The 22,130-nt window shown below is 64.7% G+C and carries 12 protein-coding genes; 6 read left to right on the forward strand and 6 right to left on the reverse strand.

Going from position 1 to position 22,130, the window contains the following annotated elements; all coding sequences use genetic code 11:
• Positions 1-64: 64 nt before the first annotated feature.
• Positions 65-805, forward strand: a complete 741-nt coding sequence (locus E0E18_RS01160) for a hypothetical protein (RefSeq protein WP_130839121.1) — start codon at positions 65-67, stop codon at positions 803-805.
• Between the two features lie 25 nt (positions 806-830).
• On the opposite strand, the gene E0E18_RS01165 is transcribed toward E0E18_RS01160, so the two are convergent.
• The 4 genes from E0E18_RS01165 to E0E18_RS01180 form a co-directional block, all read right to left on the reverse strand.
• Positions 831-5,270, reverse strand: a complete 4,440-nt coding sequence (locus E0E18_RS01165; RefSeq protein ID WP_130839122.1) for an Eco57I restriction-modification methylase domain-containing protein — start codon at positions 5,268-5,270, stop codon at positions 831-833.
• Between the two features lies 1 nt (position 5,271).
• Positions 5,272-8,175 (reverse strand): DEAD/DEAH box helicase, encoded by a 2,904-nt coding sequence (locus tag E0E18_RS01170; protein WP_130839123.1) that lies wholly within the window; start codon positions 8,173-8,175, stop codon positions 5,272-5,274.
• A 241-nt stretch (positions 8,176-8,416) separates the two neighbouring features.
• The gene (locus tag E0E18_RS01175; protein ID WP_237559577.1) at positions 8,417-9,358 is read right to left on the reverse strand and encodes a MaoC family dehydratase; all 942 of its coding nucleotides are present in this window, start codon (positions 9,356-9,358) and stop codon (positions 8,417-8,419) included.
• Positions 9,359-9,366: 8 nt separating this feature from the next.
• The gene (locus E0E18_RS01180; protein ID WP_130839124.1) at positions 9,367-10,701 is read right to left on the reverse strand and encodes a 3-oxoacyl-ACP reductase; all 1,335 of its coding nucleotides are present in this window, start codon (positions 10,699-10,701) and stop codon (positions 9,367-9,369) included.
• Positions 10,702-10,983: 282 nt separating this feature from the next.
• Here E0E18_RS01180 and E0E18_RS01185 point away from each other — a divergent pair, with 282 nt between their 5' ends.
• The 4 genes from E0E18_RS01185 (at position 10,984) to E0E18_RS01200 (ending at position 15,690) form a co-directional block, all read left to right on the forward strand.
• The gene (locus E0E18_RS01185; protein WP_066588795.1) at positions 10,984-12,300 is read left to right on the forward strand and encodes an acetyl-CoA C-acetyltransferase; all 1,317 of its coding nucleotides are present in this window, start codon (positions 10,984-10,986) and stop codon (positions 12,298-12,300) included.
• Between the two features lie 52 nt (positions 12,301-12,352).
• The gene (coaE, locus tag E0E18_RS01190; protein WP_066588791.1) at positions 12,353-12,946 is read left to right on the forward strand and encodes a dephospho-CoA kinase; all 594 of its coding nucleotides are present in this window, start codon (positions 12,353-12,355) and stop codon (positions 12,944-12,946) included.
• Between the two features lie 76 nt (positions 12,947-13,022).
• Entirely contained in the window at positions 13,023-15,176 is a 2,154-nt protein-coding gene (uvrB, locus tag E0E18_RS01195; RefSeq protein WP_130839125.1) for an excinuclease ABC subunit UvrB, read from the forward strand.
• Between the two features lie 79 nt (positions 15,177-15,255).
• Complete coding sequence (locus tag E0E18_RS01200) at positions 15,256-15,690, forward strand: universal stress protein (protein ID WP_066588784.1); 435 nt, start codon at positions 15,256-15,258, stop codon at positions 15,688-15,690.
• Positions 15,691-15,733: 43 nt separating this feature from the next.
• Here the strand turns inward: E0E18_RS01200 and E0E18_RS01205 are convergent, their stop codons facing one another.
• Both E0E18_RS01205 and E0E18_RS01210 read right to left on the reverse strand, forming a co-directional pair.
• Entirely contained in the window at positions 15,734-18,184 is a 2,451-nt protein-coding gene (locus E0E18_RS01205; RefSeq protein WP_130839126.1) for a HelD family protein, read from the reverse strand.
• A 34-nt stretch (positions 18,185-18,218) separates the two neighbouring features.
• Entirely contained in the window at positions 18,219-18,968 is a 750-nt protein-coding gene (locus tag E0E18_RS01210) for an MBL fold metallo-hydrolase (protein ID WP_130839127.1), read from the reverse strand.
• 286 nt (positions 18,969-19,254) lie between these two features.
• On the opposite strand from E0E18_RS01210, the gene uvrA reads away from it, so the two are divergent.
• The gene (uvrA, locus tag E0E18_RS01215) at positions 19,255-22,119 is read left to right on the forward strand and encodes an excinuclease ABC subunit UvrA (RefSeq protein ID WP_130839128.1); all 2,865 of its coding nucleotides are present in this window, start codon (positions 19,255-19,257) and stop codon (positions 22,117-22,119) included.
• Positions 22,120-22,130 lie beyond the last annotated feature (11 nt).

Consider the following 22,130-nt stretch of genomic DNA (forward strand, 5'->3'; position numbering starts at 1 on the left):
TGATAGTGGTTGGTCTCGCCCTACGGCGTGGGACGAGGTCATCCTGCAGGGTCCGCACCTGGGCGTGTCGACACCCATGGCCAAAGAGCCGAACCCCACATTGAAAAATAATCAGGACTGGTCCTTGGTTGACCTGGAGAACATCTCTGAGGACTTCATCCCAGCAACCGCCTATAAGATAAGCAAAAAAACACAATTAGATATAGATGACAGCTATGGAAGATTTCATATCAAGGGAGAAGATGTTCCCTCACGTTCCATCTATAGGATAGCCTGGAGAAGGATGGCCGCCAATACAGGATTCAGAACGCTCTATCCGGCCATTATTCCACCGGGAGCACTGCATGTGCATCCCGTCGTCAGCGGAGCCAGTACGCTAGGAAACAAGGAAACTGTGATAGCTGGAACTATCATGAGTTCCCTGGTTTCGGATTTCTTCCTGCGCTCAATGAGCGTAAGCGACATTCACGGCAGTGTAGTGGAGAAGCTGCCAATTCCTAAGGATAATTCCCTTCTTGACGAGGCTGTATTCCTGTACTTGAGGCTCAACTGTCTTACTAGGGCATGGGCACTCCTCTGGGAGGAACTGCAGAAGAGTCGCTGGACTTCGACTGTCCCTATTAGAACTTCAAATTCCCGACGACGAGCTCAGGATAGAATAGACGAGATTGTTGCGAACCGTCTTGGCCTTACACAGATTGACTTGGCGAATATTTACTCAACACAATTTCCCGTCATGCGGGGATATGATAGGAAAGCGGATTATCGCCCCGCCTGGATATTGTACAAGCGCGTGACTTGCTGAAATCGTGCTCGGAAATAGGCGGATCCTATCTATTGAGATAGATCGGAGCGTACCCCTCACGCTGGTCACGTGCGCGCATGACGGGAAACTGTGTTCGGTAGATATCGCCAAGATCATCAGTTGAAAATCCAAAAGCATCAGCAGCTATCTCATCTATTTCATCCTGAGCCCTTCTACGTTCTTCTACTCCTCTTAAGGGGGTATCCATGGTCCAGCGCTCAGAGGTGACAGACTCCCAAATATCCGCGTATTCTTCGGTCAGACAGTTGAGTCGAAGGTAGATCCTTGCGATCTGACCCCTCAATCCGCTCTGTATGCGAGGTATTTTTGCAATAATATCGTTAAATATATGTGCAGACCCGCTGGACCTGACCCAAAAATCGGAAATTATAGAACTGAGTGTCGCTCCTATTGCCGATAATTCTAGAAGGTCAGGCGTCCAGAGTGAATTTACAGTGTGTACATGCATGGCTCCAGGAGGAATAATCGCCGGATAGAGTGTTCTAAAACCGGTCGTTGCAGCCATTTCTCGGTAGGCTATCCTATATTGACCCATAATAGGATATTCTTTTCCATTTCGCACCCAGGATCCGTACTCTTTACTAGTGGATCCAGATCCCGAATCTGCCAACTTATAAGACGTGGCCGGAATATAAGATCCGCTTATCTTCGTAAAATCTACACTAGACCAATCTTGGTTATTTTTCAATGTGGGGTTCGGCTCTTTGGCCATGGGTGTCGACACGCCCAGGTGCGGACCCTGCAGGATGACCTCGTCCCACGCCGTAGGGCGAGACCAAAAACTATCGAAGTGACCCTTCTTTTTGTCGATTGATTCATCCCACCCCCTTGAGAACTGTAGCTGTAGATCCTTCATCCGGGGTGCCGTGGCGAGTTGTGTCAAGATCTGCATGGCGTTTGAGTTCACCGTGTATACCATCCGCGTGTCAAGGATGGGAGTGTCCTCATCTTCTAGAATAGAATGCCATGATTCAAGGCGGTCGTAGCCAACCTTTGTTATCCTGCTTTTATGTGGTCTTCGGTCCCATTTTCCGGATTCATCTTTAAGTCCCGGCAATGGACCCGTTCCATCGTGAAAGAATGAGTCTAATATAGTCTTAGGATGGTAACATGAGGAAGAATTGATGAAATTGACCTCGCCGCGCTTGGAACAGTAAATGTGGACGCCGTAACTCACCAAGTGATGCACGTCAAATAGGGACAGTTCGTTCACGAACTGCCAGTGTCGGCGCAGTCGTAGGTAGGCTGCCGATCTCAACGGAGCTGCCTTCTTCTCAGTGAAGTGCGACTCCGGATGGATGAGGCCGATGAATCCTGCCGTGGAGTTGTGCCGCCAGCACTGCTCGATGAAGGCGCGGTACAGGTCCGGGGCCTGGTTCCTCAGGTGCGGGAACTCCGCCACCGAGCCTAGGAAAGCGGCGGTGGCCAGCGTTTCCGTGAGCCCGGCAGCAACGGCAGCCTGGGCACGGCGTCCCTGCTGGGTCTGCACATTCAGGACCAACGCAGTTCGCTCACGCTTGGCCGCCTGCGTCGGCTTGTTCGCCAGCGAGAACCACGGGTCAGCCTCAGAGAGCAGGGCATCCACGTCCGTCCGCGGCCGGACCCACGGCGGGTTACCGACCTGCAGATCGAAACCACCGGCGGCGAAGACCTTCGCGAAATCCAGCTCCCAGTGGAAAAAGCCCTGGGCGTCCGCGATCTCCCGGACCGTGGACAACCACGGGTGATCCTCGATGCACCTCTGCACACTCCGGGCTCCGGACATCGTCCAGTCCAGATTCTCCTCGGTGTTCAGGTCGTCCCAGAGAGACCCCGCATCCAGCACGAACTGGCCCTTGCCGGCGTCCCGCAGCCTCTTCGAGGTCTTTCCCACATTCTCGTCGACCGGAGTTCCGAAAAGATCCGTGAGCGTCGCCAGCCATTCCTCCATTGTCGGCGGATCGATCTCGCCGGTCACCGGCCAGAACCACAGGGCACACCACGCGTCCATCACCAGACGCAACCGCTGATACGCGCCGTCGTAATTCCCGAACAGCTCCGCCTCGATCTGCTCACGCGAGACATTTTTCTCCACCGGGGGCGCCTGGAACTCCCAGACATTCACGTCCCGGCGGATCTGGTCCTCCGCAATAGCGATCCGTCTCCCCGCCAGATCCCACAGCCGCTCGGCGCGGACCGACAATCGCTGCAACAGGGCCACCTGCTTCTTCGTGATCTTGCGGTGCGTGCCCTTCCTCCAGGTCTTCAGCTCCTTCTGCCGCGCCGCCGTCTCCTCCGACAGGGCCTTCAGGTCCTTCGAGTCCGCCGCGGCACCCCAGCTCTCACCGGGCACCAGGAAGTGGAAGATCCGTCCTTCGTCCACCCCACCGGGCCGGTGCGGGGTGGTCAGCCACGACCGGTCAGCCAACTGCTCAGGGGAGTAGGTGCCCCGGGACGCCCCGATCAAGGAGTTTCCCCGGCGCAGGTGCAGGCCGAACCACGGCGCGGTGAGGTCACCGGTCATGATGTCCAGCCACAGGGCGATCTCACCCAGCTCGACCGCCGTCCGGTTCAGGTCCACCCCGTACACCTGGTGCAGGGCAATGTAGGCCTTGACACGCTGCAGCTCCTTCGCCCGGTCCTCCGACGGGACCTGCCGACCCAGCTCATCCTCCCGCATCGTCAGGTACAGCTCCGCCAGTTGACGGACCGCCTCCACCGCGAAGGCGCCCGAACCCATCGCCGGCTCACAGATGGTGAGGGTGAAAATGTCCGCCGCTTTCTCCAGGCGTCCACCGGCCTTCAGCTCCTCCAGTGCCTGACCCACCGTGAACTCGGTGAGGACCTGCGGTGTGTAGAACGAGGCGGACCGCTCCCGGTCACGCGAGGACTGCCGGAACACGAATGACCCCCGCTTGTGCCGGCGGCGCACCCGGCGCACACCGCCACCCTCGGCGGCGGAGACCTCCTCGTCGACCAGGACGAAGGAGTCCTCCGGCAGGTGGTGCGTACCGGACTCCGGGACGACCCACGACCCCTTCTCCGGCTTACCGTGCGGGGCGACCTCCCACAGGTCGGTCTGTGCGATGAACCCCTTGAAGGACATCAGCCCCTCATAGACCTGGCCCAGCTCCGTGACACCCAGCGTGGCGTAGGAGATGAACCCCCGGTCATGGCCCTTCTGCTCCGGGGACAGCAGCAGCCGCTCCAGCACCCGGTGCAGGGCCAGGTTCGACAGCTTCGACGCGTCGATGTACGCCGTCTTCTCCGGGAGGAACAGATCAGCCCTGAGGTTGCGGAAGTTCAGGCCCGCCACCGTGTTGGTCACCTCGTCGGCGTCCCCGGGAGCGTCGGCCTCCGTCAGGTGCCCCTCGTCGACGAGCTGGAACAGCAGCTGCAGGGACTCATAGAGGTGCGTGCCGTTCTCAGCCTTCGCCGTCGCCGGGGGAGTGAGGATCAGCTCCCGGATCCGGGACAGGCCGTAGCCCTCGTCGTACTCCGGTGTGCCCACCGGCAGTACGTCCATCTCCGGGGACGCCTCGGCGAACAGCAGGAAGAGAATACGGTACAGGTACCGCAGCGCCTGCACACCCAGCTGCTCCCCGTCGAGGTCCGCGACCAGGCCCGCCAGCTCCGGGTTGCCCCGGTAACGGGAGACCACGTCATTACCGATGATCTCGATGGACTCCCGCACCGCCGCCCGCAGCTCCGCAGAGACCTTCACCGCATGCTCCCGGGACTCCTCGATCGTCGAGGTCCACCAGGTCGTCCCGTCGGCGGCCCGTTCCGTGTCCTCCCGGGCCAGGATCGCGGTGACCTGCTGCAGCTCACCCTTCGACTTCTGGTTGTTGCGCTCCACGGCAAGCCCCAGGTCGACCGTGAGATACCGGCCCAGCGGCCAGGACTCCCGCTCCGCCAGCGTCACGTACGGACCCGAGACCAGCAGGACGAACGCCGGGGGAGTGTCGGACAGGAACAGGTCGCCGACCAGTTTCGCCGCGGTCATCACCGCCGGCTTCCCGTCGACGGTCACCGCGTCACCGGGGACCCCGTTCCGGACCGGCTGTGCCGCGGGCAGGTCCTCGACCGAGGAGACCGCGGTCGTGTCGACCACGGTGACCGATCCGGCGTTGCCCGACCAGCCCGGGAAGACGATCTCCTGACCGTTGCGTTCGACGGTCAGCTCCTCGGCCGGGCCGTACCCGAACGCGTTCCTGATGATCCGGTTAGCTGCGGCGAGCGTGGCCGGGTCACCGGCATCCACCCCGGCGAGAGCGGTCTGGACCGCTTCCCGGTGGTGCTGCAGACGTGCCCAGGGAGACTCGGACCCGTCGGACTCGGCGTCCTTCTTCCACGTCTTGATCCGGTCCGCGGTCCGTTTGGCGAACGACGCACCCCGGGACTCTTCGGTGGTGAGGTAGTGGTCGGAGATCCACTCCTCGACATTGACGATCGAATCGAACATCTCAGAACCCTTCGATGGTGGTGGACGCGGTGCAGGGGAGGATAAGGGCCAGCGGGCGGATCAGCTCCCGGTCCGGGGACAGGGCATCGGCGAGCTTCCGCTCCCCGGCGATGGTCTGCTCCTGTTTGATCAGGGTCCGGGTCCCACGGTGGAGCGAGAGTTTCGCGGCCTCCCACTCCTCGGCGCGGGCCGACCATGCGGCGATCCGTTGTTCCGCGGTGTTCTTCGCCGCCGCCATCATCGGCTTCAGACTCTCGGCGCCGACCCCGACAGCGGTGGAGATCAGCTCCTGGGCGTTCGCCGGGACCGTCGTGGCGCCGGTGTTCACCGATGTGGCGGTGAGCCCCACCCCGGTCAGCCAGGCGACCGGATCGGGGATGATGCTCGGCTGCATACCCAGGAAACTCTCGGCGACAGTGACGAAAGCCCGGGAGACCACCTGGCCACGCCGGTTGGTCAGCGTCCCCATGAGCAGCACCGTAGGCTCCTCGACATCGGCGGTGACCGCAGGGATGGAGTGCCGCTCGGCAGAGGAGAGGGCACGGTCCGCCGCCCACGACAGCACCGGGTGCAGGGGACCGAGGAAGTGCGCCTGGGGCCATGTCGATCCGGACCCGCCCTCCCGGGCGACATCGAGGGACTCCCCGCCACGGTGCTTCGTGGTCGCCAGTGTCAACGTCTGGAGGACGTTCCGGGCGGCGAGGTAGTCCTGGGGCAGCAGGTCGAGACGACGGCGCAGGTCCTTCGGCGGGGTCAGCTCAGTGACACCGTTGCTGTGCCGGGAGAAGTCGACACCCCCGGCGGCCGGAGAGGACTCCGGCACATCATGGAAGGCCTCGTGCAGGGCGTCGTCGAGATAGTCGATGTCGGATGCGTACAACCCGGTGGCACCGGTACCGGTACCGATACCGGATGCTGCGCCGGACGCCGTACCGGCAACTGTGTCCGCGTCACCGGAGTCTGGGCCCCCGAGATCGAGGTCCGCGAAGAACGCGTCCACGTCGTCCATGTCCTCCAGATCACCGGAGGCGACCTCGTCCGGGGTGTGGACGACCTCGTCGAAGTCCCGGGCCCGGCGGAGCACGTCCCGGATCTTGTCCTCCTCGCCCCGGGTGGAGTACTCGCCCATCAGCGAGGACACGTCACCGATCGCCTGGTGCGCCTGGTTTTCACGCTCCATGAGCTTCTCGAAGACGTGGATGTCACCGATGTCGGCCTCGTCCTCCGGGTCGAGCAGGAGGGTGGTGATGACCGGCGGACGGGTCTGACCGTAGCGGTCGATACGCCCGTTACGCTGCTGGATACGGATCAGCGACCACGGGATGTCGTAGTGCACCAGCTGGTGGCACTGCTGGTGCAGGTTCACGCCCTCGGACGCCACATCGCCGGTGACGAGCACCCGGATCGGCGAGTCCTCCCGCTTGAAACTGTCGATCAGCCGCATCTGCTCCTGGTCGGACAAGCCACCGTGCATCACAGCGACGGCGTCCTCCCTGAGCTTGAGGTCCTTGACGAGGTTGCGCTGCAGCCAGTGCAGCGTGGGTACGCGCTCGGAGAAGACGACGACCCGCTCCGGGGACCGATTCGAGATCCTGACGGTGTTGAGCAGATAGTCCACCAGCGTGGCGTACTTGTTCGAGTTCTCCGGGGTGACCCGGTCATTGAGCTGCTGCAGCCGCTGCAGGGCGGCCTTCTCCTCCGAGGCCTTCCCTCCGATCCGGGCCAGGCGGGCATCGAGTGTCTCGCCCAGCGCCGCAGGGGAGGACAGGAACGCCTTGACAAGTGTCCAGGAGAACAGCGGGTCCGTTCCCGGGGCCTTCCCGTCCGGGGTCTCCGGGGTGACCCAGGTCCGGGACAGTTCCCGGGCGACCGCGTTCTCCTCGTCGGAGGCCTCCACCGGGATGTTCTGCGGCTCGGTACGGGCCGCCCACTTCTCTCCGACGACGGCGGCGACCTCCGGGGAGTTCCGGTGCCGGCGGATGATGAGGCGCCTGGCGACGGCATCGTCGATGGTGCCGTCCGGGCGGACACTGGTGGGGTCCAGGAGGCGGAGGATCTCCTTGAAGCTGTCCGGGTTGCCGTTGTGCGGGGTGGCTGAGGCCAGGACCAGCGCTTCCGTGGTCTTCGCGACGATCTTCGCCAGCTCATTGTTCTGGGTACCGGCGTTGGTCGCGTTGTGGACCTCGTCGATGACCACCGCGTCCCAGGTGACCTTCTCCAGCTGGGCCCGGTACTTCGGGGACTTCAGTGTGTCGATGGAGACGATCACCCGGGGGAAGAAGGTGAAGGGGTTGCGGGAGGCAGGGAGCTTCTGCCGGACCTTCTGGATTCCCAGTGAATCGAGCCGGACCAGGGGGATGGCGAAGCGGCACCACAGTTCGTGCTGCATCTGCTCCAGCACGTGCTTCGGGGTGATGACGAGGATCCGCTCGCCCCGGCCCCGGCGGATCAGCTCAGCCAGGATCATGCCCATTTCCAGAGTCTTGCCCAGACCGACCGCGTCGGCGATGAGGACGCGGGGCCGGATGTTGGTGTCACTGAGCGTCCGTCGGACGGCGGAGAGCTGGTAGTCCAGCGGGTCGGCGAGCATCTGCCCGGCGACGGCCAGATCCGGCTGATACAGCGGTACCGGGGTCTGCCGCAGCGTCGTCTCCAGCCAGAGCCGGGTACGGCGGTAGTGCTCACTGTCGTCGGCGACCGCGCGGACGTTGCGGGGATCTGTGACCCTGACCGTGTCGAGGGCGGTGAAGAACGTCGCCGGCTGGTCGCGGACGTAGTCGGTGAGGCCCCGGGCGCGGACCCGCCATCCGTCAGTGGACCGGGCCACACCTGTCACCAACCATTCCTCGTCCCTGACCTCGATGGTCGAACCGGGGGAGAGCTGGGCGTCCGCGGGGATGAGCATGTGCGTCAGAATAACAGTGGCCCGCCCGTGCACCGGAAGGTCCTCCCCGCGGCGTCCGGCAACGGTCACACCACATGACGGCTGGTCGGGGCGTCACCGGTGACGGTGTCGTCCTGTTTTCTATGCGATGAGGCGGCTGCGTCCCATCAGTTCTGAGGCCGCGTGGGCCGGGAGGTGTCCACAATCTCGGCCACACCGGAAGTGCGGAACTGCGGGAAGGTCGTGACCGCTCGGGGAGGCTCTACAGAGAACCGATCTCGCCCACGGCGTGCAGGGTCTCGAGCTTCGAGTAGCTGCGCACCTGGAGCTTCCACGTGCCCGTGGCGTCCTTCTCCGAGAAGAAGGCGAGCTTGCAGGGGAGAACCACCGGCTTGGCGAACTCGACGGCGAACCGGAGTCCGTCCGGGTGGATCTCGCCCTCCAGTCCGCTGACCATCCGGGCAGCCGACCACATGCCGTGGGCGATGCGGGCGGGGAAGCCGAAGGCCTTCGCGCCCAGGGCGGAGACGTGGATGGGATTCCTGTCACCGGAGGCGTCAGCGTAGATGCGTGTGAGCGAGGGCGTGGCGGTCCAGACGGCACTGGGTGTGGGGTCGTCCGGGACACCCGGCCGGTCGAACAGTGATCCGGAGTCCTCGGGGCGGGCCTTCACCTCAGCGGAGGCGGAACCGGAGAGCTTCGCACCCTTGGCCAGGAACGCGGAGGTCTGGGTCCACACCGGCCCATTTCCGGTGGAGCCGTCGGCGTCCTCCACGTAGATTTCGGTGACCATGTCGATGAGCAGGCCTTTGCGGTGGGGCCGCAGATTCTCCGCGTGGGTACGGACAGTGAGGACGTCGTCGACAGTCAGTGCCCGCTTCTGTTCGATCACGTTGGTGAGGTGGACCGACCCGACCGCGTTGAACGGGAAGTCCGGGGTGGTCATCACCTTCATCGCCAACGGGAAAGACAGCACATAGGGGTAGGTGACGGGCAGTTCACTGTCGAGACGCAGTCCGGTGGAGGCGCAGTAGGCCGCGAGGTGGCTGATGCTGATGCGCACTCCGGTGACCTCGAACCCCGTCGCAGGGTCCTCACTGGCGGACCGCTTCACCCCGAGGGCGGGGACAAGGTCCTTCGCCGCGGACTTGTACTCGTCCATCAGCTCCGGGATGGAGGGCAGGGTCGTGTAGGTGACAGTCACGGTGCCCCCTATGCGCCCATCAGGTGCTGACCGCACACCCGCAGGTACTGTCCGGTGACCGCACCGGAGGCGTTGCCGGCGAAGAAGGCCACCCCTTCGGCGACGTCGAGCGGCAGACCGCCCTGGTTCAGGGAGTTGAGCCGACGACCGACCTCGCGGGTCCCCGTGGGGATTTCGGCGGTCATCGCCGTCTCGATGAATCCCGGTGCGATCGCGTTGACGGTGATGCCCCGGTCGGCGACCTTCGGGGCCAGTGCCTCGGCCAGGCCGATCATGCCGGCCTTGGACATGGCGTAGTTCGTCTGGCCGCGCTGTCCGGCCAGTCCGTCCATCGACGACAGTGTGATGACGCGTCCGCCGTCGTTGAGCCCGCCGTTGTCGAGCAGTGCCTCGGTGATACGGACGGGAGCGACGAAGTTGATCGCCTGGACGAGGTTCCATTTTCCCTCGTCCATGTTGGCGAGCAGCTTGTCGCGGGTGACTCCGGCGTTGTGGACGATGATGTCGACTCCCTGTCCCCACTTCTCCAGCGCGTGGGCGCGGATCTTGTCCGCGGCGTCGGCTGCGGTGACGTCGAGGGGGAGTGCGGACCCCTTGACCTCGTTGGTGATCGCGGCGAGGGCCTCGCCGGCGGCGGGGACGTCGACGATGATCACCTTGGCCCCGTCACGGGCGAGGACGCGGGCGATGTCGGCGCCGATACCGCGGGCGGCACCGGTGACGAGGGCCACCTTGCCGGCGGCGGGGGCGTCCCAGGACTCCGGGAGGTCGACGTGGGTGGCGTCCACGCGGATGACCTGGCCGTCGACGTAGGCGGACTTTCCGGAGAGGATGAAGCGGACCGGTGCCTCGAGCCCTGACAGGTCGTCGGTGACAGCGGGGTCGACGTAGATCAGCTGGGCGGTGGCTCCGCGCAGCAGTTCCTTGGCCAGGGAGCGGGTGAAGCCTTCGATGGAGCGCTGGACGATTCGCTCGTCGGCGTCCTCGATGAGCTCCGGGGTGGTACCGATGACGAGGAAGCGGGCGCAGGGACGGACCTTGCGCATCTGGGGGTGGAAGAACTCGTAGAGTTTCCGGATGTCCTCGGGGGTTCTGATCCCGGTGGCGTCGAAGATGACGGCGGCTTTCTTGATGTCGGTGTCAGCGCCGACGAACTGGAAGTCCGGGGCGAGGAACTCGCGGACTCCCTGTGCCAGGCGTCCTTCACCGCCGATGACGACCGGACCGTCGAGGGCTGGTTCACCCTTCTTGTAGCGGCGCAGCTTCTCACCCTGGGGGACGCCGAGCTTGCCGGCGAAACTGGAGTTGATGATCTGCTCCAGCAGGCCCTTCTTGGAAGACATGTACTGATCTCCTTGGTTTAAGTGGTCGGTCGTGATGGTCGGTTGTTCTGGACTGTGCCGGCGGTGATCCGCCTGTGTCAGCCGTGTTAGCCGAAATCGTACCTTGCGGCCCCGTGAACAATGTATGTTCTCATTCGTACCCTAGCGTGTGACCCGGTACGCTGTCCCGCATTTCCGTGACAGAGACAACAGTTCCAGTACCACCCCGGATCCGGCGTCCGGACCACCCCCGACGGGTAGGCTGGCCGCCAGACACGACAGACAACGGAGCGAATCACGATCATGACCTCTACCACCCCGCGCAAGGTCGCCATCCTCGGCGGCAACCGCATCCCCTTCGCACGGTCCAACAAGGAGTACGCGAACGCCTCCAACCAGGACATGCTGACCTCCACCATCGACGGTCTCATCGCCCGCTTCGGTCTCCAGGACGAGAAGCTCGGGATGGTCGCCGCAGGTGCGGTCCTCAAGCACGCCCGCGACTTCAACCTCACCAGGGAAGTCGTCCTCGGTTCCGCGCTGAGCAACGAGACCCCCGCCTTCGACCTTCAGCAGGCGTGCGGCACCGGTCTCGCCGCAGCCGTCCAGGTGGCCGACGCCATCGCCCTCGGCAGAATCGACTCCGGCATCGCCGGCGGCACCGACACCACCTCGGACGCCCCGCTCGCCGTGAACGACGAACTCCGCAAGACCCTCATCAAGGTCAACAACGCGCGGACCACCGCGGATCGGCTGAAGCTCCTCGGATCGGTGAGACCCTCCCAGTTCGCACCGGAGCAGCCCCAGAACGGTGAGCCCCGCACCGGGCTGTCCATGGGCGACCACGCGGCAATCACCGCCCGGGAGCTCGGCATCTCCCGCGAAGACCAGGACCAGCTGGCCGTCGAATCGCACCGGAAGCTCGCGGCAGCGTATGAAGAGGGCTTCTTCGACGACCTGGTCACCCCCTACCTGGGAGTGCAGCGGGACACGAACCTGCGCCCCGACTCCAGCCTGGAGAAACTCGCCAAGCTCAAGCCCGTCTTCGGCAGGAAGGACGCCGCGGCCCACGGAACCCAGGCCACCATGACCGCCGGCAACTCCACCCCCCTGACCGACGGCGCGTCAGCGGTGCTCCTTGCCAGCGAAGACTGGGCGGCGGAACACAATCTCCCCGTACGCGCCTACCTGACCGACTCCGAGACCGCGGCAGTGGACTTCCTCCACGGTCATGACGGGTTGACCCCTGACGGGCTGCTCATGGCTCCGACCTACGCGGTCCCGCGTCTGCTGGAGCGCAACGGCCTGACCCTCCAGGACTTCGACTTCTACGAGATCCACGAGGCTTTCGCCTCCCAGACCCTCGCGACCCTGAAGGCGTGGGAGTCCGAGGAGTACTGCCGGGAGCGTCTCGGCCTGGACAAGCCGCTGGGCGCGATCGACCGGTCGAAGCTCAATGTCAAGGGTTCGTCGCTGGCTGCGGGGCACCCCTTCGCCGCCACCGGTGGCAGGATCATCGCCACTGCGGCGAAGCTGCTCGAGCAGAACGGCGGCGGCCGCGTCCTGGTGTCCATCTGCGCCGCAGGTGGACAGGGCGTCACCGCCATCATCGAACGGTGACCGCCCTACGGTGACACCCACGTACCGGACCCGACCGCGCTAACCTGGCCGCATGTACATCATCGGTCTCACCGGCGGCATCGGGTCCGGAAAATCGACGGTGGCGTCCAGGCTCGCGGAACTCGGCGCCACCGTCGTCGACGCTGACCGCATCGCCCGTGACGTGGTCGAACCCGGGGAACCCGCGCTCAAGGAGCTGGAAGAGCAGTTCCCCGGCGTCATCCGTCCCGACGGGACCCTGGACAGGGCAGGCCTCGCCCGGGTCGCCTTCGCCACTCCAGAGGCCACCGCCCGACTCAACGCCGTCACCCATCCGCGTATCCGCGAACGTACGGCGGAACAGTTCGCCCGGGCACGGGCCGCCGGCGTCCCCGTACTCGTCTATGACATGCCGCTGCTCATCGAGACGGGCCAGACCGACCTGGTGGACACGGTTCTCGTCGTCGACGCCCCCGACGACATCCGTGTTGACCGGCTGGTGCGCCTGCGCGGCCTCGATGAAGCGGACGCGCGGCGCCGGATCGCGGCGCAGGCGGACAGGGAGACCCGGCTTGCCGCTGCGGACACGGTCCTCGACAATTCCGGGGACACGGCGTCACTGATCAGGCAGGTCGACGACTACTGGAACTCCCTGCGTGCAGGCTGACCGTGGCGGACAGTCACGGGAGGACAGGGAACGGAACAACGGCACAGAGGACGCCGCGGCGTCCTAGAATCGAGCCATGGCCTTCGCAGCTGAGCATCCTGTCCTGTCCGAGTCCGAGTTCCGCCCGGTCGGGGAGGTCGAGCGCACTGACGCTCCCTTCAAGGTCGTCAGCGACTACCAGCCGGCCGGGGACCAGCCGGCGGCGATCAGGGAACTCGATGAACGACTGAACCGAGGTGAACGCGACATCGTGCTGATGGGAGCCACCGGCACCGGAAAATCCGCCACAGCGGCCTGGCTCATCGAGAAACAGCAGCGCCCCACCCTGGTCATGGCCCCGAACAAGACCCTCGCCGCCCAGCTCGCCAACGAGCTGCGCAGCCTGCTCCCCGACAATGCCGTCGAGTACTTCGTCAGCTACTACGACTACTACCAGCCGGAGGCGTACATCGCCCAGACCGACACCTACATCGAGAAAGACTCCTCGATCAATGACGATGTCGAACGGCTCCGGCACTCCGCCACCTCGAACCTGCTGTCGCGTCGTGACGTTGTGGTCGTCTCCTCGGTCTCGTGCATCTACGGTCTGGGCACACCCCAGTCCTACCTGGACAGGTCAGTTGTCCTGAAAGTGGGCGAAGAGGTGGAACGGGACAGGTTCCTGCGACTTCTCGTCGACATCCAGTACGACCGAAACGACATCTCGTTCACACGGGGAGCCTTCCGGGTCAAAGGGGACACCGTCGACATCATCCCCGCCTACGAAGAGCTCGCCGTGAGAGTGGAGTTCTTCGGCGACGAGATCGACAGTCTCTACTACATTCACCCGCTCACCGGGGACGTCGTCCGTGAGGTCGACGAGGTCCGCATCTTCCCCGCCACCCACTACGTCGCCGGTCCCGAACGCATGGAGAAGGCCATGCAGGACATCCGGGCCGAGCTGGAGCAGCGCGTCGCCGAGCTGGAGAACCGTGGAAAGCTGCTGGAGGCGCAGAGACTGCGGATGCGCACCGAGTACGACCTGGAGATGATCCAGCAGGTCGGCTACTGCTCGGGGATCGAGAACTACTCCCGGCACATCGACCAGCGCGCACCGGGTTCCGCCCCCGCCACACTCATCGACTATTTCCCGGAGGACTTCCTCACCATCATCGACGAGTCCCATGTCACGGTCCCGCAGATCGGGGGCATGTTCGAGGGGGACATGTCCCGCAAGAGGAACCTCGTCGACTTCGGGTTCCGGCTCCCCAGCGCCCTCGACAACAGGCCGTTGACCTGGGAGGAGTTCGACGACCGGAAGGGGCAGTGCGTGTACATGTCCGCCACACCGGGTGACTACGAGATGGCGGCGGCGGGAGGAGAGTTCGTCGAACAGGTCATCCGTCCGACCGGGCTCGTGGACCCGAAGGTGGAGGTGCGCCCCACAGAAGGGCAGATCGACGATCTCATCGAACAGATCCGGCTCCGGGTCGAGAGGAAGGAACGCGTCCTCGTCACGACACTCACCAAGCGGATGGCGGAGGATCTCACCGACTACCTCCTCGAACACGGTGTCAAAGTGCGCTACATGCACTCGGACATCGACACGCTCAAGCGGGTGGAACTGCTCCGGCAGCTGAGACTGGGCGACTACGACGTCCTGGTCGGCATCAACCTTCTGCGAGAGGGGCTGGACCTGCCCGAGGTGTCCCTGGTGGCCATCCTCGACGCGGACAAGGAAGGGTTCCTCCGGTCGGAGCGTTCCCTGATCCAGACCATCGGCCGTGCCGCCAGGAATGTCTCGGGCGAGGTCATCATGTACGCGGACAAGATCACCGACTCCATGGGGCACGCCATCGACGAGACGGAACGACGCCGCGAGAAGCAGATCGCCTACAACCGGGAGCACGGCGTGGATCCGCAGCCACTGCGCAAGAAGATCGCCGACATTCTCGACCAGGTCTACGAGAACAGGGGAGTGGACGGTCCCGACGACGGTTCCACGGGGACAGGGTCCACCGGATTCGGTGCAGACGTCGACGTCGCCGCAGGTACCTCGACCGTCTCCGCGGTGACCGACCGGAGCACCGCAGGTCTGGCCCGGCCGGAACTGGAGAAGCTCATCGCCGATCTGACCACCCAGATGCAGGACGCCGCGCGTGAGCTGAAGTTCGAGCTGGCAGGACGCCTCCGTGACGAGATCGTCGACCTGAAGAAGGAGCTGCGGGGAATGGTCGAGGCCGGGTTGTGATGGGGTAACCTGGGGGCCGGTCACTCACCGGGAAAAAATACCCTGGTGCGTGTGAACGGGATTCAGTGAAGGGACGGGCATGAGCTACAGCACCATCGTTGTCGGGACCGACGGTTCAGAGTCCTCTCTTCTGGCGGTGAGGCGTGCAGCATCTCTGGCAGCGGCGTTCGACGCCACACTGGTGGTCGGTTGTGCCTACTATCCTGACCAGGACGCGGCCGTCCAGGCCGTCCGGATGGACTCCAAGACCGTTGTCGGTGACACCCCGGCCCAGAAGAACCTCGAGTCGGCCGTCGCTGCCGCGGAGGAGGCCGGGTGCGCCGACGTCAGAACCGTGATCAAGGCAGGGTCGCCGGTGGAGGCACTCATGGGGATAGTCACCGATGTGGATGCGGATCTGCTCGTCGTCGGCAACCGGGGGATCAATTCGCTGACCGGAAGGCTCCTCGGGTCAGTTCCCGCAGACGTCGCACGTCAGTCCGACTGCGATGTCATGATCGTGCACACCGTGTAGCGGTCACCGCCGGCGCATGTCCCGGAGGCCTGCCTGCTCCCGCTCACCAGGGAAGCTCCAGGTCATGGACCAGTGTCAGCCCCTGGGTGGCACGGGTCACAGCGACATAGACATCGTTGAGTCCCTGGGGCGAGGCCGCGGCAATCTCTGCAGGCTCCACGAGTACGACTTCGTCAAACTCAAGTCCCTTGGCCCCGCTGACATCGGTGACGACCACCTCGCCGTGGTTTCCGGAGGGTTGTGCGGTGTCCTCGTCCGTCCCCCGGTCCCGCGGTCGGGTGGAGGCGGTACTGTCGGCCAGGCTGCGCAGTCCGGGGAGCCGCCCTGCGGTGGCGATCACACCGGTGAGGCCGGGCCCCGCCGCCTCCACGGCGTCCTCCAGGGCACGCGGAAGGTCACGGAGAACCGCCTCCCGCACACCGGTTCCGGTCTCCCTGAGACAGGACGGGGTCCTCTGCCCGGGAGCGACCACCGACTGTATCTGCGTGGCGATCTCCGCGATATCCGCCGGAGTGCGGTAGTTCACGGTGAGTTCGTGGAGTTTCCACCGGTCACTGACGAACGGGCCGAGTGCGTCCGCCCAGCTGTCCACTCCGGCGGGGCTGCCGGTCTGCGCCGGATCACCGACGAGAGTCATCCACCGGTTCGGGGACCGGCGGAACACCATCCGCCAGGCCATCTCCGACAGCTCCTGGGCCTCGTCGACGATGACGTGACCGAAGGCCCAGGTACGGTCAGCGGCCGCACGCTCAGCGGTGGACATGGTCTCCCGGACACGCTGCCTCTCGGCGAGCTGTTCGGCGTCGATGACGTCGTAGGCCATGAGGATTTCGGCGTCGGTACCGTCGTCGAGGTCCTGGTAGGCGGAACCGGTGAGGATGTCGAGGGCCTCCTGTGCCTCGGCAACCTGCTCCTTCCACTTCTTCCGCTCCGTGGCCTCAGCTTCCTCGGCTCCGGCGATGCCCAGGATCTCCGCCAGCTCGTCGAGGAGCGGGGCGTCAGCCTCCGTCCAGTCGTCGGGGGCCACGGTTCCGTCGCAGCGCAGCAGGGCGTCCCGGGTCAGATCGTCGTAGTCGGACGCTGCGGAGTCCACGGCTTCCCGCGACCCGTAGAGTCCGGCGAGCACCTCTTCGGGGGTCAGCAGTGGCCAGAGTTCGTCCAGGACGTCGAGTAGCTGCTGCTCCGTGCCGAGATCCTCCCTCAGCTGCCGGAGATCGGCGGCGGAGAGGAGGTTCCGGCCCCCCAGAGGGTCCGCGCCGATCTTCTCGGCCATGGCGTCCCTGAGACGGTCGAGTGCACTGTCCCGGAACCTGTCCCTGGCCTGGTTGTGCGGCTTCCTGGACCTGCGGGCGGTGGTACGTGCGGCCCGGGCCATGGCCGGGGTGAGGTACAGGGTCACACCGTCGACAAGGAACTCGACCGGCTCTTCCGGAACCGTCTCCCTGTCACGCACCGCGTTCCTGAGAATGTCCACCATCTCGACGGAACCCTTGACCTCCTGGGAGAGCAGAGGTTCTGCGCTCATGGGTCGGGTCGTGACCCCCGGATAGAGGGTTCCGGGTGTGGCGAGGACGACTCCGGTCTCTCCGAGACTCGGGAGAACCTGGGAGATGTAGTCGAGGAACCGGCGGTTGGGTCCGATGATGAGGACACCGGTCCTCTCCAGCTGTTCGCGCCAGGTGTACAGGAGGTAGGCGGTGCGGTGGAGTGCGACCGCGGTCTTCCCGGTGCCCGGACCACCCTGGACCACGGTGACGCCGCGGTGAGTCTCACGGATGATCCGGTCCTGTTCCGCCACGATCGTGTCCACGATATCGGTCATGTGGCGGGACCTGGCACGGTTCACCGCGTGGAGCAGGGCGCCCTCCCTGGCCACAGATCCTTCGCCCCGGTCGGTGGCGTCGAATCCGGTGTCACCGGACAGTCGTTCGTCGGTGACGTCGGTGACGGTCCGTCCCGAGGTCCGGATGTGACGCCTGACATGCACACCCTCGGGGTGGAGTGTGGTGGCGAGATAGAAGGGCCTGGCCATCGGGGCACGCCAGTCCATGAGAAGGGTCCGCATCTGCTCGTCGTCGGCGTGCAGGCCGATCCGGCCGATGTAGCGGCGGTCAAGGACACTGCCGTCTCCGCCGGGACCGTCGTCGGTCTCCGGATTCTCGGGGTCGTCGTCCTCGACGTCGATGCGTCCGAAGAACAGACCTATCTCTGCGGCGGAGTACTCGGAGAGGCGCCGTGATATCTCGTAGGTCTCGTGGTCGCGTTCCAGCAGTGCCTGGGGGTGGTCGATGTCTGCGGTGCGTCGTTGGACGGCGCGGACACGGTCGGTGAGACGTTGCCGGGCAGAGTCCACGAGCGCCAGCAGTTCGTCGAGCCGGTGCTGTTCCTCAGCTACCCCGGCCGGTGTCTTCTCCGGTGCGGCCGGTCGTGGTGACCCGGGGTCACCAGGGGAGGAGGTGCCGGTGGTGATGGGAGAGTCTTGCAGGTCGGACATGATCTCCTGGTCTGTGTGGGTGTGTTCCGGGGTGTCACCATCCCCGGTCGCGCCACTCGTCCAGGTGTGGACGTTCGGCGCCGAGGGTGGTGTCGTCTCCGTGGCCGGGGTGGACCGCGGTGGTGTCCGGGTATCGGAAGCATCGCGAGGTCACATCACCGAGCAGGAGTCTGAAGTCCTCCGGGGAGGCGGTGTTGCCCACGCCACCGGGGAAGAGACTGTCTCCGGTGAACAGATGGGCGGGACCGTCATCGGTCGGCAGGTACAGGGCCAGCCCGCCGGGGGTGTGTCCGCGCAACAGGACGACCAGCATACCCAGTTCGCTGAGCGCCGGCGACGCCGGGGCGAGGGGTTCTCCGGCGTCGCCCTCCGGTGAACGGGGGTCTCCCCAGGTGCGGTCCGACGGTGAAGGCAGGGCGGGCGCGTCGGGTCCGGCGGAGTGGTGGCGCGCCCCGGTCGCCGCGAGAACCTCCGCAAGCGCCCTGACATGGTCGGAGTGCCGGTGGGTCGTCAGGACGTCGGTGATCGTCACCCCGAGTTGCTCTGCGAGGGAGAGGAGATGGGTGGCGTCATCGGCGGCGTCGATGAGCAGGGCGTCCCCGCCGGCGGTGATGAGGTAGCAGTTGTTGTCCATGTCGCCGACTGTGGTCTTGACGAGGGTGACGGGAATCTCCCCGCCACTCCCGGAGCAGGTCACGGACAGGCTGTGGGCCTCGCGGGGCCCGGAGAGGTGGCTAAAAGTTCCGGTCCCCGGGCGGGCGGTGGCGTCATCTGAGGTGATCATGGTTCCACCCTAAGCGACTGCCGGGACTGCAGTGTCCGGGGAGGACGCCGCACCCGGGAGACGCCGGAGGACTTCCGGTGACGTCAGGGGGGACAGTTGTCGAGTAGGTGTTCGATATCGGGGACGGAAATGACGTAGACTTCACGAAGAACACGACTGCACCGGTCGGTTGAGGGGCTGTGCGAACAGTCACCGCCGCTACCGGAGGCGCGGGGCGGTGCGGACACCCGCAGACACGTCCCGGGCATGACGACGACTGGAAACCGAGAAGATCAGGAGTTCACCGGTGGCTGAGATCCTCACCGTGCGCGGTGCCCGCGAGCACAACCTCAAAGGTGTCGACATTGACCTGCCCCGCGACCGGATGATCGTCTTCACCGGTCTGTCAGGCTCAGGGAAGTCCTCCCTCGCGTTCGACACCATCTTCGCCGAGGGACAACGCCGGTACGTGGAGTCATTGTCCTCCTACGCGCGCCAGTTCCTCGGCCAGATGGACAAGCCGGACGTGGATCTCATCGAGGGCCTGTCCCCGGCGGTGTCGATCGACCAGAAGTCGACGAACCGTAACCCGCGTTCGACGGTCGGCACGATCACCGAGATCCACGACTACCTCCGGCTCCTTTTCGCCAGGACCGGCGTGGCACACTGCCCCGAGTGCGGCGCCAGGATCGAACGACAGACGCCGCAGCAGATCGTCGACCAGGTCCTGGACATGGAGGAGGGGCTGAAGTTCCAGGTGCTCGCGCCGGTGGTCCGGACCCGGAAAGGGGAGTTCGTCGACCTGTTCGAGGATCTTGCCTCCCAGGGGTACGCAAGGGTCCTCGTGGACGGGGACACCTACCGTCTGACTGACCCCCCGCAGCTGGAGAAACAGGTCAAGCATGACATCGACGTCATCGTCGACCGGCTCCAGGTCAAGGCCTCCCAGAAACAGCGGCTCACCGAGTCGGTGGAGACCGCCCTCGGGCTGGCGGACGGCCGGGTCATCATCGATTTCGTGGGGCTCCCGGAGGACGACAGCAACAGGCGGCGGAGATTCTCCGAGAATATGGCCTGCCCCAACGGGCACGCCTTGGCCATCGATGAGCTGGAACCCAGAAGTTTCTCCTTCAACAGTCCCTACGGTGCCTGCCCGGCATGTGACGGTCTCGGCACGAAACTGGAGGTGGACGAGGAGCTGGTCATACCGGACACGGACGCTCCCCTGGTCGGTGCAGTCGCGCCGTGGGCCTCCAGCCCGAACCACAGGTACTTCGACAAACTGTTGACCGCGTTGGCGGACAATCTCGGGATATCTCCGCAGACGAAGTGGTCTGAGCTGGGGAAAAAAGAAAAGAAGGCGGTCCTGGAGGGACATCCGCAGGAGATCACCGTGCGTTACCGGAACCGGTACGGCCGGTCGCGGCAGTATTCGGCACCGTTCGAGGGCGTCCTCCCGTACCTCCACCGCAAGATCGATCAGGCGGAGAGTGAAAACCAGAAGGAGCGGTACCTCGGCTACATGCGCGAGGTTCCGTGCCCGGCATGTGGAGGTACCCGCCTGCGGCCCGAGATCCTGCGGGTCACCGTGGATTCCGCACAGGGGGAGAAGTCGATCGCCGATGTGTCGGCGATGAGCATCGAGGACGCCAGTTCATTCCTCGACAGTCTCACCCTCAACGCCAGGGACGAGATGATCGCCGGGCGGGTGCTCAAGGAGATCCAGGCCAGACTGAGGTTCCTCATCGATGTCGGTCTGAACTACCTGTCGATGTCCCGCGCTGCGGGCACCCTGTCCGGCGGAGAGGCCCAGAGAATCCGGCTCGCCACACAGATCGGTTCGGGGCTGGCCGGGGTGCTCTACGTGCTCGATGAACCGTCGATCGGTCTGCGCCAGCGGGACAACACCCGCCTGATCGCCACTCTGGAACACCTCCGTGACATCGGCAACACCCTGATCGTCGTCGAGCATGACGAGGAGACGATCCGGAACGCTGACTGGCTGGTCGACATCGGCCCCCGCGCCGGCGAATACGGTGGTCATGTCGTCTACCAGGGGAAACCCGCCGGAATTCTGGACTGTGAGGAGTCGATAACCGGGCAGTACCTGTCGGGGCGACGGGTCCTCGCCGTGCCTGACCACCGCAGGGAAGTCGACCCGGAGCGGGTGATCACAGTTCACGGGGCCACCGAGAACAATCTGGCGGACATCACCGTTGATTTCCCCCTCGGCGTCCTGACCTGCGTCACCGGGGTCTCCGGTTCGGGCAAGTCCAGTCTCGTCAACGGTGTGCTGGCCCGGGTGCTGGCCAACCGGCTCAACGGTGCACGTCAGGTCCCCGGCCACCACCGTAAGGTGACGGGGCTGGAGCAGCTCGACAAACTGGTCCGCGTCGACCAGAGTCCCATCGGAAGGACGCCACGGTCCAACCCCGCGACATACACCGGAGTCTTCGACAAGATCCGGGCCCTTTTCGCCGAGACGGCGGAGGCGAAGGTCCGAGGTTACAAGGCCGGAAGGTTCAGCTTCAACGTCAAGGGCGGCCGGTGCGAGGCATGCCACGGTGACGGGACGCTGAAGATCGAGATGAACTTCCTCCCCGACGTCTACGTCCCCTGCGAGGTCTGTCACGGTGCCCGGTACAACCGGGAGACACTCGAGGTCAGGTACAAGGGGAAGACCATCGCGGAGGTCCTCGACATGCCCATCAGCGAGGCCGCCGAATTTTTCGCGCCGGTCACCTCGATTTCCCGGTATCTCGACACCCTCGTCGACGTGGGACTGGGCTATGTCCGGCTGGGGCAGGCGGCGACGACCCTGTCCGGTGGTGAGGCGCAGAGAGTGAAACTTGCTAGTGAGCTGCAGAAGCGGTCCAACGGCAGGACAATCTACATCCTCGACGAGCCGACCACCGGACTGCATTTCGAGGACATCCGCAAGCTCATGCTTGTCATCCAGGGACTGGTTGACAAAGGCAACACCGTCCTGGTCATCGAACACAACCTGGACGTCATCAAGGCGGCGGACTGGGTGATCGACATGGGCCCGGAGGGTGGTGCCGGTGGTGGCACTGTGGTGGCGCAGGGGACACCCGAAGATGTCGCCGGGGTGGAAGACTCCCACACGGGAAGGTACCTGAGGGACCTGCTCCCGGCCCTGCACACCGCCTGAAACCGGATCGA

It is taken from the genome of Corynebacterium neomassiliense (genome assembly GCF_900626215.1).
GTDB classification, from domain to species: Bacteria; Actinomycetota; Actinomycetes; order Mycobacteriales; family Mycobacteriaceae; genus Corynebacterium; species Corynebacterium neomassiliense.